At 67.7% G+C, this 12,945-nt stretch carries 10 protein-coding genes and 1 pseudogene; 6 read left to right on the plus strand and 5 right to left on the minus strand.

Annotated features, from left to right (window positions below; translation table 11 throughout):
• The first annotated feature begins 7 nt into the window (after positions 1–7).
• Positions 8–493, plus strand: coding sequence for an SDR family oxidoreductase (locus AC4OXY_RS38760; RefSeq protein WP_491992019.1), 486 nt, complete (start codon positions 8–10; stop codon positions 491–493).
• On the opposite strand, the gene AC4OXY_RS38765 is transcribed toward AC4OXY_RS38760, so the two are convergent.
• Positions 414–2,009, minus strand: a complete 1,596-nt coding sequence (locus tag AC4OXY_RS38765) for a monocarboxylic acid transporter (protein ID WP_491992020.1) — start codon at positions 2,007–2,009, stop codon at positions 414–416. The two genes, AC4OXY_RS38760 and AC4OXY_RS38765, sit on opposite strands and share 80 nt — an antisense overlap.
• The gene (locus AC4OXY_RS38770) at positions 2,006–2,398 is read right to left on the minus strand and encodes a DUF485 domain-containing protein (protein WP_362822745.1); all 393 of its coding nucleotides are present in this window, start codon (positions 2,396–2,398) and stop codon (positions 2,006–2,008) included. The genes AC4OXY_RS38765 and AC4OXY_RS38770 overlap by 4 nt, the downstream gene beginning before the upstream one ends.
• A 747-nt stretch (positions 2,399–3,145) precedes the next feature.
• Between AC4OXY_RS38770 and AC4OXY_RS38775 the strand changes: the two genes are divergently transcribed.
• From AC4OXY_RS38775 to AC4OXY_RS38795, 5 genes are all read left to right on the plus strand, one after another.
• Positions 3,146–5,743, plus strand: a complete 2,598-nt coding sequence (locus AC4OXY_RS38775) for a sensor histidine kinase (protein WP_491992021.1) — start codon at positions 3,146–3,148, stop codon at positions 5,741–5,743.
• Positions 5,740–6,174 (plus strand): roadblock/LC7 domain-containing protein, encoded by a 435-nt coding sequence (locus tag AC4OXY_RS38780; protein ID WP_356035192.1) that lies wholly within the window; start codon positions 5,740–5,742, stop codon positions 6,172–6,174. Before AC4OXY_RS38775 ends, AC4OXY_RS38780 begins: the two co-directional genes overlap by 4 nt.
• Before the next feature lie 16 nt (positions 6,175–6,190).
• Positions 6,191–6,793 (plus strand): DUF742 domain-containing protein, encoded by a 603-nt coding sequence (locus tag AC4OXY_RS38785; RefSeq protein ID WP_491992022.1) that lies wholly within the window; start codon positions 6,191–6,193, stop codon positions 6,791–6,793.
• A gap of 786 nt (positions 6,794–7,579) precedes the next feature.
• Entirely contained in the window at positions 7,580–8,797 is a 1,218-nt protein-coding gene (locus AC4OXY_RS38790) for an arylsulfotransferase family protein (protein ID WP_491992023.1), read from the plus strand.
• 588 nt (positions 8,798–9,385) lie between these two features.
• Positions 9,386–9,661: a hypothetical protein gene (locus AC4OXY_RS38795; RefSeq protein ID WP_491992024.1), complete on the plus strand. Its 276-nt coding sequence runs from the start codon at positions 9,386–9,388 to the stop codon at positions 9,659–9,661.
• A gap of 259 nt (positions 9,662–9,920) precedes the next feature.
• Here the strand turns inward: AC4OXY_RS38795 and AC4OXY_RS38800 are convergent, their stop codons facing one another.
• From AC4OXY_RS38800 to AC4OXY_RS38810, 3 genes and pseudogenes are all read right to left on the minus strand, one after another.
• On the minus strand, positions 9,921–10,964 hold the full coding sequence (locus tag AC4OXY_RS38800; protein ID WP_491992025.1) for a serine hydrolase domain-containing protein: 1,044 nt from the start codon (positions 10,962–10,964) through the stop codon (positions 9,921–9,923).
• Between the two features lie 109 nt (positions 10,965–11,073).
• Positions 11,074–11,760: pseudogene (locus tag AC4OXY_RS38805) on the minus strand (glycosyltransferase family 4 protein); the annotation flags it as partial.
• 8 nt (positions 11,761–11,768) lie between these two features.
• Positions 11,769–12,776, minus strand: a complete 1,008-nt coding sequence (locus AC4OXY_RS38810; RefSeq protein ID WP_491992026.1) for a glycosyltransferase family 2 protein — start codon at positions 12,774–12,776, stop codon at positions 11,769–11,771.
• Between the last annotated feature and the right edge of the window lie 169 nt (positions 12,777–12,945).

The raw sequence follows: 12,945 nt of genomic DNA on the forward strand, positions 1-12,945 counted from the left end.
CTCACCTATGTCGTCCCGGCTGACAATCAACGGCCTGGTCACCCTCGACGCCGTTGCCCCCGTCCGCTCGGTCCGCGCCGCGGCGCCCGGGACGCTCGCGGCAGGGGAGGGCACCGTCGTCACCGTCGCATCGCTCTGCGCGTTCAGCGCGCGCGGCACGGACCCGCACATGTCCCGGCGCACGCTGCGCACCGGCGCCAGGGCCGCCGCCCTGGGGTTCACCTGCACGCTCGCCGACGAATCCACCGACAGCCCGATCCGCGTCGATGTGGTCAGCCCCGGCGCCGTGGCCACCGGCGGGACCGACGGCGCCGGCCGCAGCGTCCGTTGGGCGATGTCACCCGGAGACCTGGCCACCGGCCGGCCCGGCCGGCTCCGTCTCGGCAAAGAATTGTCGGCCGTGCCGCTGCCGACTACAGCTGGACACCGATTCCGGTCAACGCCCGGACTTCCATCTCCGCGTGCTTGTCCGGATCTGCGGGCCGCCTGCTGAACACGGTGCCGAGGAATCCGCATACGAACGACAGCGGAATCGATACGATGCCGGGATTGGTGAGCGGGAACCAGTGGAAGTCGGCGCTCGTGATGATCGACGTGGGAGTACCCGAGACCGCCGGCGAGAAGGCGATGAGGACGAGGCAGGACACCAGTCCGCCGTAGATGCTCCACAGCGTGCCTGAAGTGTTGAAGCGCTTCCAGTACAGCGTGTACAGCATCGTCGGCAGATTGGCGGACGCTGCCAGCGCCAGCGCCAGGGACACGAGGAAGGCGACGTTCTGACCGTCGGCCACGATGCCGCCGACGATGGCCAGGAAACCGACCACGACCGCCGTCATGCGGGCCACTCGTATCTCGGACCGGGGGTCGGCCTTCCCGCGGCGTATCACGTTGGCGTAGACGTCGTGGGCGAAGGAAGCCGAAGCGGCCAGGGTCAGACCGGCCACGACCGCGAGGATCGTCGCGAAGGCCACTGCCGAGACGATTCCCAGGAGCACGACTCCACCGATATGGAAGGCGAGCAGGGGAGCTGCGGAGTTCTGCCCACCCGGGGCGCGAATGATCGCGTCGGAGCCCACCAGGGCGGTGGCGCCGTAACCGACGACCAGGATTCCCAGGTAGAACGTGAACATGGACCAGGAGCACCACACCACCGACCTGCGCGCCTCCTTGGCGTTGGGCACGGTGTAGAAGCGCATCAGCACGTGCGGCAGGCTGGAGATGCCGAGGACCAGCGACAGCGCCAGCGAGACGAAGTCGAGTTGGCTCGCCGCGCTCCGGCCGTACGCGTTGCCCGGGTCGAGCAGCCGCTCACCCAACGGACTGTGCTGGGTGGCCTGTTGAAGGAGCGCGGAGAAGCTGAATCCGAACTTGCCGATGATGAAGACGCTGATGAAGGTCACGCAGACCAGGAGCAGCCCGGCCTTGATGATCTGGACCCAGGTCGTCCCCTTCATCCCGCCGACCAGCACGTAGAGGAGCATGACGACGCCCACGCCGGTGATGAGGAGTGCCTGTCCGCCCCTGGTGTGCACGTTCAGCAGCAGGGCGACCAGTCCGCCGGCGCCGGCCATCTGCGCGAGCATGTAGAAGAACGTGATCACCAGGGTGGCGTTGGCCGCCGCGGCCCGCACCGGGCGCTGTTTCATACGGAAGGCCATCACGTCACCGACGGTGAACCGCCCGGTGTTGCGCAGTCTCTCGCCGATGAGCAGGAGGGCGACCAGCCAGGCGACGAGCCATCCGACGGAGTAGAGGAATCCGTCGTATCCGTTGACGGCGATCGCCCCGGAAATTCCCAGGAAGGAAGCCGCGGAGAGGAAGTCACCGGACATCGCGATGCCGTTCTGCATGCCGGTGAACGCACTGCCGGCGGCATAGTAGTCGGACGCCGTCTGGTTTCGGTTGGTGGCCTTGTAGACGATGAACAGAGTGATGGCGACGAATATCAGGAACACGCTCAGATTGAGCGTGGGGCTACCAGTTTCACCGGCCGCGATCTGCCGTGTCATTCCTTTTCGACTCCTGCCAGTTCATGGATCCTGTCCACCTCCGGGTCAAGCCTTTTCCGGGCAAAGCGCCGGTATGCTTGGACGATCGCGACCGTGGTCGTGAACTGCGCCAGACCGAGGATGGTGCCCGTGTTGATTTCTCCTGTCACCTTGTGACTCATGAATCCGTGGGCGTAGGCAGAAAGCAGAGCGAACGTCACGTACCAGAAGAAGAAGAGCGCGCTCATCGGGAAGACGAACAACCGGAGCCGCCTGCGCAGCCTGACGAACTCCTGGCTCTGCTGAATCGCACGGTAATCGGGTTCGCCGTCGTGACGAGGACCGGCGAACTCCCGTACGGCAGGCCGCTCGGACACCTTGAGGGCGGGCGACCTCACCGGTCTGGTCACGTTCCTCATTCCTGGGATTTCGGGCAGGAGGACGCACGGGTGCTCCTGCGACGGACGAAGCGAAGGAGCGAGCCGTGGCCCCCTGAGCGGTGGAGTGTAGTGAGGCGTGGCCTCCCGTCAAACAACACCCCCCGACTCGCACGGTGAGTGCAGATACTGCAGGGGCGTTTTGAAGCTCCCCTGGGGACGGCTTGACCATTCGATGCCACGAACAGCCGCAAGTCGACGTCGACTTGATTCTTTCGTCACTCGGCATTTACCGAACCGAACCATGAGTGGGTGTGCTACGGCAGACGGTAACGCCGAATGTGAAGGACGTGTGAGTTACTGGATTGCCTCGTCGGCGCCGGTACGGGGGCCGTTTGTTGTCGTTCACCCGGCTGCCCTAAACTCGCCCGAGATGCAATGTACTTGACAGGTGGCCACTTGGTGTGTGGTGCTACGCACTCGACAGTGGGAGGTGGAACAGCCGATGGGTTTTCTTCGGCGCGCCCGCGATGTCGCCCGGCCGGTCGGGAGTCGTTGGTTGACCCATTCCTTAGCCCTTGGGATGCGCTCCTCCACCAGTCAGGGCGTATGCCCGCCCCTGCGTTCGCCCACCGCGGCGTGACCGCAGGCAGTCGGTCCCTCCTCCGGCACCACCCCGTGCTGCCGGGCATCCCTATCCTGCTCAGGTGAAAACCCAGGAGAAAGCGGCATCGTGATAGGTCCACCCCAGCAAGCTGTGCCGAGTACGGAGCTCATATCGTGACCGCGGTCAGGCGTGCGGCCGAGCGTCCTGTCCGGCGGTCGTGGTGGGCTCCGCTCGTGCAGTGGCGCAACTGGCGGCTGCTGGTGAAGCTGGCGGCGGTGCTTGTCGTGCCCGCCCTGCTCGCTGTCGGCCTGGGCGTCGTGCAGATCCACGGCGACGTCACTCGCGCCAACTCCTACGGGGGCATACAACGCCTGGTCAAGATGCGGGGTGAGCTGCGGACTCTGCTGGAAGCCCTGCAGATGGAACGCACGATGTCCGTCGAACGACTGAGTGGCGACACTGCCGGCGACCCGGCCGGTCTGCGGCAGCAGAAGCAAAGCGTCGACAGCGCACAGGCCGCCGTCGCCGGCACCAGGAAGCAGGACGTGCCCCTTACCGGCGTCGCGGCGCATCGTTATCGCGACGCCGTCGGCCTTCTTGCAGGCCTGCCCACCGTTCGCGCGCAGGTGGCATCCGACAGAATCGGTTCCTGGACCGCGCTCAACGACTACGGCGCGATCATCACAGGGCTGCTCGATCTGGACCAAGCGCTCCTCAGCGGGTTCACTGCTCCTCAACTCTCCCGACCGGCGACCGCGTTGTACGACCTGGAGGCGGCCGAGGAGCAGATCCACCGCGAGCACGCGATCCTGCTCCAGACGGCCGGCCGAGGCCATCCGATGAACCCGCGGCTCCGCATGGCGCTGCACGAGGCCGACGTACGCCTGCGGGACAGGCTTGCCGACTTCCGCACCGTGACGACCCCCACGGAACTGAGCGACTACCAGCGGACGGTGACCGGACCGGCCGTCAGCCGACGGGCGCACGTGGTGAGCGTCATGCTGGCCGCGCCCCGCGGCGCGGGCGCACAGCAGACCACCACCAGCTCACTGCCCGTGTCGGTCGACAGCTGGAACAGCGACTCGGAGAGCACCGGAGCGCTCGTCGACAAGGTGTCGGACGGCTTCCTCCGCACCTTGCGCACCACGTCGGCCCGGCTTCAGGACCAGACGAGCAATCAGGCGGGCCTGGCGTCCGTCATCCTCTTCGCCGTGCTGCTGCTCGCCCTGGCCATCGGTCTCGGGATCGGCCGGCATCTGTTGCGGTCGCTGGCCGTGCTGCGCTCCACGGCACTCGATGTGGCCGAGCACCGGCTGCCCGCCGCCGTCGCGCGCATGCGCGAGGGGCGGCAGGCGAACGTCGTGGTCGACGCCGTGCCGGTCCACACCACCGAGGAGTTCGGCCAGCTCGCCAGGGCGTTCGACACGGTGCACTCCCAGGCCGTGCGCCTGGCGGCGGAGCAGGCCGCGTTGCGCACCGACCTCCGGGACACCCTCGTCAACCTCTCCCGGCGCAGCCAGAGCCTCGTGGACCGTCTGCTGCTGCTGATGGAACAGCTCGAACGGCACGAGGAGGACCCGGAGCAACTGGCCAGTCTTTTCACGCTCGATCACCTGGCGACGCGTATGCGGCGCAACAACGAGAACATGATGGTCCTGTGCGGCAGCACTCTGGTGCGCTCCTCCCAGAGTGCGGCGATGGACACCGTGCTGAGGGGTGCTGTCTCCGAGATCGAGCACTATCAGCGCGTGCTCGTCCAGCCCAGTCCGCCCGTCGACCTGATCGGGTACGCGGCCGGTGACCTGGGACGGCTACTCGCCGAACTGCTCGACAACGCCACCGCGTTCTCCCCTCCGCACACCCAGGTGGTCATCGGCAGCACCCGGCAGCCCGACGGCTCGGTACTGGTCGAGATCCAGGACGAGGGCATCGGGATGGGCGAGAACGAACTGGCCGCGGCCAACCGGCGTGTGACGACGGACACCGCCATGGGTACGGCCGCGTCCCGGCAGCTGGGCCTGTTCGTGGTCGGTCGGTTGGCCAGTCGGCACGATATCTCCGTCCACCTGAGCTCGCAGCCGGGCGTCAGGGGACTGCGCGCCCGCGTGCTGGTACCGGCCAAGCTGGTCACGGCCCAGACTCCGCCCCGAGCAGGCCGGCCGCCGACCACGGCCGGACGGCCCGCCACCGCGCTTCCGACGCGGGCGCGCGGCCACCGTACGGACACCCGTGACACGGCAGCACGCCTGCCGCAGCGGCCGGTCCGCAAGGCCGCCGTCACCACAAGGCCTGTCCCCCCCGACAAGGACGTGCCTCGCAAGTCCACCGGATCGTCGTGGTTCACCCTTGCCGCATCGGCGTCGGTACCGGCCGCACCCGGTGCCGACCCCGACGGCAGCGTGGAGACACCGGTGCCGCGCGCCGCGGCCGAGGGGCCCGTGCCGGTCCCGTCGTCCTCGCCCACGGCCCCCGGCGGTCCGGAGCCGACAGGCCGCCCGGCGCCCGCGGCTGCTGCGGGACACCCGGCCGGGCACGGTATCCAGGAGCCCGAGCAGTCAGCCGACCTCACACAGGCCGGATTGCCCAGAAGGGTTCCGCGTACGCGACCCGCTCCGGCCCAGGCCGAGCGCCCTGCCACCGGCAACGGGGCAGCTGTGAGTTCGAACGCCGGCCGAGCCCAGAGCTTCCTCAGCAGCTACCAGTCCGGTATCCGTCGGGCGCAGCCCGATCACACGCACAATCCATCGGCCACGGGCAGGAAGAACCCATGACATCAACCCACTCCCCGGAGGTGAACCAGTTCGGATGGCTGGTCACCAACTTCACGCGGCGAGTTCCCAATGTGGCGCACGCCGTGGTGATCTCAGCCGACGGGCTGCTGCTCACCGCTTCCGATCAGCTGGCAGCCGATCGGGCCGAGCAGCTCGCCACCATCGCGGCCGGTGCCGTCAGCCTGGTCCAGGGTGCTGCCCATTGTCTCGACACGGGGAACGTGTTGCGCACGGTGATCCAGATGGAGCTGGGCAACGTGCTGATGATGTCGATTCAAGACGGCTCGTGTCTGGTGGCTCTGGCAGCTCCGGACTGCGAAATCGGCCAGATCGCCTATGAGATGACCGTGCTCGTCGACCAGGTCGGCGAGATGCTGACTCCGGAACTCCGCACCGAGTTGCAGCAGTTCCAGCAGGCTGCCGCCCGATAGCCCGCACGAGGTGAACATGAGCACCGGTGGAGGCCCGTCCGGCCCTCGAAGAGATCAGGAAGCGGAGGACGAACAGACCTTCGCCGATGTGCTCAACGCGTTCAGTCTCGGCAGCGGACGACGCAAGCGGAAGCCCTCTGGCTCGCGGGGCACGCCGCAGGACAGGACACACGACGAGAGCGGCGAAGCCTCGCTGCCGCCTGCCGCCGAGTCGTACGGGCAGACGCCCCGGTTGGAAGACCGGCCGGCCGCCTGGGAACCGGGGAACGCGGGGCAGGAAGCACCAGCCGCTTTCGTGCGCGCCTACGTATGGACGGGTGGCCGAACCGAGTCGCACTGGCAGTTCGAGGTCGAGACCCTGGTCAGCGCCGCCGACCCGACCGGCGTCCCGGGTGCTGCCACGCAGTGGGATCGTGCGGTGCTCGACCTGTGCCGGGAGCCGAGGTCGGTGGCCGAGGTGGCGGCACTGGCGGCGGTGCCGCTGGGCGTGGCCAAGGTGCTTCTCGGTGACATGGCGGAGCGCGGACTGATCGTCGTTCACGGGGCGACGACCGGTCTCGGCGATGCCCCCGCCCACGCGCTGCTGGAGAGGGTGCTGATCGGACTGCGCCGACTCTAACCCTTTCTCATCGTGTGGTGTCGCTTGTGCAGCGATTGGGGGTGGCGGGGCGCTGACCTGCGGTTTCGCGATGAAATGTGCGTTGACCTGGGGAAAGTCCTCTCGGTAGTTCTCACGGGTCAACGCCGTTTCCCAGACTCATGTGCCCTGGATGTGCCCTGGGGCGCTCGCCCGTGGGCTGGGCTCGGAAGCCGTAGCGGCTGAGCTGACCCGGCGGAGGCGCCGAAGCCTCCTGGGCACTGCAGGGCGACTGTGGGCCTATGGAAGGAGATCTTCTCCCAGATTTCTCCCGACTCTGGAGCGTCGGGGCGCTGACCGGATCTTGACGGTGCCGACGGCTACGAGTAGGCCGCGGACAGGACAGATATAAAGATGCCGAGTAGAACGCCGATGCCGAGCCACCGCAATCCTCGCTCCCAGTCAGGGAGAACCACCGGTGGAGGTGGGGTCACAGTCCAGGCTGGTCATGCTGTTCGCTGCGTGGACGTCGATTGACGCTCCGGTCCGTGCGCGGCTACGTTCTGCTGCATGCAGCGGTGGAAGATCCTCACGACTCGCGGTCACATCGACCACATGCGGGTGTGTTCTGCTGCGTGTCGCCCCTGTTGAGAGCCGTTCCGCCTCCAGTGGCCTCCCTCCGTGCCTGACAGCCTCGCGGGCTGTGCGCGGTAGCACCTTCCTGTAGTTGCCATCTCTCACTGCGCATGCCCGGTCGGGTGTGCGCCTTCTTGGCACGCCCGACCGAGCCGACCGGTTCGGATACGGGCTGCCAGAAACGGATACCTGATGCGTCACCACTCCATACCCGCGCGGGTCCTGATCGCTGCGGCCACCACTGTCGTCACCGGCCTGCTGCCGCTGGCCGGCACCGCATCCGCATCCCCGGACAGCAAGCCGCTGCCGCCACTGACGGTCCTTGCCGACAGGGGCACAGCGAGCCACGGGGACATCTTCGTCTCGCCGAACTCGGCGAACAGCGCCTACTCCAACGGAGTGGAGATCCTGAGCGGCGACGGTAAGCGTGTCGTGTGGTCTCACAAGACGCCGGCCGGACTCCAGGCGGCGGATTTCCGTGCCCAGACCTATCGGGGCAAGCCGGTTCTGACCTGGTGGCAGGGCACCGGGCTCGGCTCCCTGGCGAGCGGGGTGAACTACATCTACGACAACCGGTATCAGAAGGTCGCCGAGGTCCGTGCCGGGAACGGGTACACCGCCGACGGGCACGAGTTCCTGATCACGGGTCGTGGCACGGCACTCATCCTGGCGTACAAGCAGGAGACCGCAGATCTGACGGGCATCGGCGGCTCCGCGCACCAGGCGGTCATCGACGGGGTGGTGCAGGAGATAGACATCCGCACGGGCCGGGTCCTGTTCCAGTGGAAGGCGGCCGATCACGTGCCGTACGCGCAGAGCCAGCAGCCGCTGCCGTCGTCGCCGAACAAGCCGTGGGACTGGTTCCACATCAACGCGGTGAAGCCCGACACCGATGGTGACCTGCTCATCGATGCCCGGAACACGTGGACCACGTACAAGGTCGACCGGCACGCCGGCACCGTGCTGTGGCAGCTCGGCGGCAAGGCCGGCACGTTCAAGGAGCAGGCCGCGCCCGGCCACTACCTGAACACGGCCGGGACGATCTTCTCGTGGCAGCACGATCCCGAACCGCTCGGCGGCGGCCTGTACAGCTGGTTCGACAACGAGTCCGCGGGGGCCGCGAACACCGGGGCCGGGGCGGTGGAGGAGCTTCCGTTCAGCCGTGTCGTCACCGTCCGCGTGGACGAGAAGGCGCGCACGGCGACGCTGGTGAAGTCTGTGAACCAGCCGGACTACCTCAGCGCGTCCTCGCAGGGCAACGCGCAGCCGCTCCGCCGGGGAGGGGCGTTCGTCGGATGGGGATCGCTTCCGTACATCTCCGAGTTCAACCCCTCGGGGAAGGTCGTGTTCAAGGCCCAGTTCCCCACGGGCGTGAACAGCTATCGCGCGTACCGCTTCCCCTGGAAGTAGGCCGGTTTCGAGGGGGCGCAGCAGTCGGCTGTAGATCGTGGTCGGGGTCGCCACGCACGCCTTGATCGGTGAGGCCCGGAGATCGTCGTCCCGCTGACCCGCCCCGCACGGGCCGTACAGCCGGCCTGCGAGTCCGGCCTCGTCGACATGCTCGCCCGGCAGGGCACGACGGTGACGCCACGATGCACATCAACCAGCACTCCGCCGCATCCAACCCGTGGGCGCTCACCGACCGGTTCTCCGATGGCATCGTGCGCCGGCTGGCTGTTGCGCGACGACGGTGCGCGCGAAGGCGACGAGCCATAAGCGACCGGATGTCCAGGATGCTCACCGCCACCTTCACCTGATGAAACTTCAAAAACGGCTCTGGCCGCAGTTCCGCGGACTTGCGGCCAGAGCCAGATTCAAGGAGCCTCATCACACCCCCACCTGGCGCGGCGCATGAACAACGACGAGCTCACCCTCGGGGCGGTTCTCGCCGGCCTGGAGGAACAAGAACGTGAGATCGCCACGCTGGCCGAAGCGACGTGAGCGCGCATCACGGAACTCACCGCGCATCTGGAGGAGTTCGGCCGAATTGCCGAAGAGGTGCGCATCACCGGCAAGACGCTGCCGGCGCTGCCCGAGTCGGCCTCGCCGACACCGCCGCCCGTGAAGCTGCCGGACCATCCGGCCTACCAGCAGATCATGGCGGTGTTCGCCGCAGCCGACGCCCCGCTGCGGGCGCGGGCGGTCTGCGAGGCGATGGACCTGGAGATCGCACCCAACAACGTCAACAACGTCCGGCTCAGACTCAAGCGGCTGGCCGAACGCGGAATCCTGATCGAGTCCGAGCAGGGCTTGTTCGCCAAGCCGCAGTCGTAGCCGCCTGGTCAGGCCACGACCAGCCCGACAGCCCCACCCGAAAGCCCGAAACGGGCATCACGTTACGTACCGCCCTCTCACGACGCGCCCACCTCGCACGGCTGCATGCAGCGGCAAACGCGAAGACGGCCCGAGCCGCAGCCAAGAGGTCCACCGCATAGGCGGCCTCCGGCCGAACCGTGGCCCCCCTCGGGGGCCGAAGCCTTCACCATGTCGGCTGGGGCTTATCGAGGCGTACCTAGGACGGCCACTGGTTGCTTCAGGCGAACGCAAGAGCGCGGAAGGCGTTGCGGACGTCGGTCAGGGGCTGGCGGTCGCGGGTGTAGTAGAGCTTGTTGGTCAGCAGTACTGCCCACCGTCCTTGCTGAGGCGAGATCCACATGCCGGTGCCGGTGAAGCCGTAGTGGACCCAGATGCCGTCGGCGAGGTGCGTGCCAGGGGCGGGGTGCCAGAACAGGCCGCGTACAGGATCCAGGGTGCCGGTCTGGACGCTCAGCGACTGCCTTGTCCAGGCCGGGCCGAATCCGGCTCGCCCCAGGCCGGTCGAGGTGTCCAGCATGTAGCGCAGGAAGACGGCGAGGTCGTCGAGGGTGGTGAAGGCGCCGGCGATGCCACACACTCCACCCAGGAGCCGGGCGGAGAAGTCGTGGGCGGTGCCCTTGAGGTGAGTGTCGGTGTCCTGGTCGAGTTCGGTCGGTGCGCACCGTGCGGCGATCTCGGCGGGCAGTGGTCCGAATCGGGTGGAGTCCATGCCCAGTGGCTGCCAGGTCCGCTCTGTGGCGAGATGGTCGAGGTGCTGGCCGGAAAGGTGCTCAGCGAGGTATCCGAGGATGAGGGCGGCCCGGTCGGTGTACTCGACGGCCTCGCCGGGCGGGCGGTGCAGGGCCTCGTGAAGGACCCCGTCGCGGACGTCCTGGGGATCGGTGCCGTAGAGGTTCTTGAGCTGGGCGCGGAGCGGTACACCAGCGGTGTGGGCCAGCAGTTGACGGGCGGTCACTGCATCGAGCGGGTGCCCGTCGACCTCGGGCCAGAAGGTACCGAGCGGAGCGTCGAGGTCGAGCTTGCCTTCCTCCCAGAGGGCGCCGATGGAGGACCACACGGCGAGGATCTTGGTGAGGCTGGCGGCGTCGAAGACAGTGTCGGGCCGCATCGGCACGTCCGGCTCTTTGGGGTCGAGGACCCCGGTGGCACCGTGGGCGCGGGTGCTGGTGGCGTCACCGACTGCCCATACAGCGCCGGGGTAGACCTTGTCGCGAACACCTTCGTCCAGGAGGGCTTCGATGTGGTTGATGCCGTACGTCATGGTCTCCCTGTTCGCTGTGGGCAACCTGCCGCATAAGCGTAGTGACGCGGGCAGCACCGGTGGGGGATTGGCGTGTCGGACGTCGGTTGCGGGGCGTGGCCGTTGCGTCTTAGGTGAGTTGGTGGCCGACATCGGCCAGAGCCTGGGCGGTAGTTGTGAGTGGGTAGCGGGCGGCGTTCGCGTAGCCCGCCTGTCGCAGGGCGGGCAGCAGGCCGGGGGCTGTCCGTAGACGGTCGAGGTCGCGGGCGAGCGCGGCGGAGTGGGTGAAGTCGGTGGCTACTCCGGACGCGGCGAGGACTTCGTTGAGGCCGGGCACGGGTTGGTGCAGGACGGGCAGGCCGCAGGCTTGGGCTTCCAGCGCGACCAGGCCCATGGCTTCCAGAGAGGTGGAGGGTATGACGAGGACGTCGTGCTCGGCGAAGGCTTTCCACAGCCGTGGACGGCGGAGCCAGCCGAGATACCGGGCCCGCACCCCGGTCCGCTTGAGCAGCGGGGCCAAGGCGTGGAACTGCGCTCTGGGGGCGGCGATGCTCAGCTCGACACCTGGAATGGGGGACAGACTTGTGACCAGGTGCTCGGCACCCTTCTCGGCAGTCAGCCTCCCTGCGTAGAGCAGCCGCAGATGGCTGGCGGAGGTGCGAGCGGGTCGGGACGGGGGATCGGTGAGCAGATGGTCGGGGATGCCCCAGGGGATGTGGACGACCTTGCGGCGGTCGGCCTGCGGGGCGAGCTTGAGAAGGCGGTCGGCCATCGCGCCGGTGGGGACCACGATGGCGTCGGCGGCCCTCGCCGTCTCGCCTGGGGCTACCGTCCGCGGGCGGCGGCGCCCTGGGAGACGAAACTCCGCGCGCGCTGAGGGAGACTGGCGGCCTCCAGCGCAGTGTATCTCCCGCTCGCCACGAGTTGGAACTTGACACCCTCCCGGCCTTCGGGGTGCTCGTAGCCATCGGGGAGGAACCGCCGGTAGTGCTCGCTGGCGCGCTGGAAGAACTGCGGGCGCTCGGAACGGGAGAGACATCCCTCGAGATTGAGGAGGAAGAGGTAGTGACGGATCATACGAGTGAAGAGAAAGGGAGCCACGATGTCCAGGGCGTCGCGCGCCTCGAGCAAGTCGAAGCTCTCTTCGTACCGGTCGAAGACGTCGAAGTGGGTGCCGTCCGGTGAGCCTGCGGGGTGCTGAGTGTGCCGGCGGCGGATCTGGACGCAGTTCCATTTCAGGACGGCGATCCGGTCGGCGGCGAGCATGGCGCGGTGGACGACTGTGACCTCCTCGTGGAGGCCGTCGGGGAACGCCAGTTCCTGCCGGATCCACAGGTCGCGGCGGATCAAGCGGTCCCATGAGTAGGCGGGAGCACCGAACAACTCGGGCTGGTCCATCGAGGCGAAGGGCTCACGTCCTTGCCGGGCGAGCAGGTCGGCGGCGGCACCGGCCCATGAGCGGCCGCGATGGAGGCGAGTGTGCCCGAAGAGAAGAACATCCGGCTCATCTGCCGATTGCAGCTGATCGACCATCGCCTGAAGCGTTTCACCCCCGATGAGGTGATCGCTGTCCAGGAACAGCAGGTAGTCACCGGCGGCGTGCTCCGCCCCCGCGTTGCGTATCCGGCCGATGCCGGCGACGCCCGTCAGCCGCACGACCGAGACCCGCCCATCCCGCCGAGCATAGTCATCCACCAAACCCGCAGGGCATTCAGCAGACTGGTCCAGGACCGCGATGACCTCCACGTCCCGGAAGGATTGGTTCAGTATCGAATTCAGGCAGACCCCCAGCTGTCCCTGAAGGTCGTACGCGGCGACTATGACACTGATCATCGGCGTGAACTCCACTCGAAACGCTGCGAGATGAACAGGGGGCGGACCCGCCACGGGGGGTAAACGTGCCCGCCCCTGTCTTGATGCCGCCCACGTACCTCTCCCCGGAGAGCAGGCGGCGTGACCCCGACGGGGTCACTGTGTTCAGCGCGTCCCACGTCCTGCGTGT

This window comes from Streptomyces sp. HUAS MG56 (assembly GCF_058673395.1).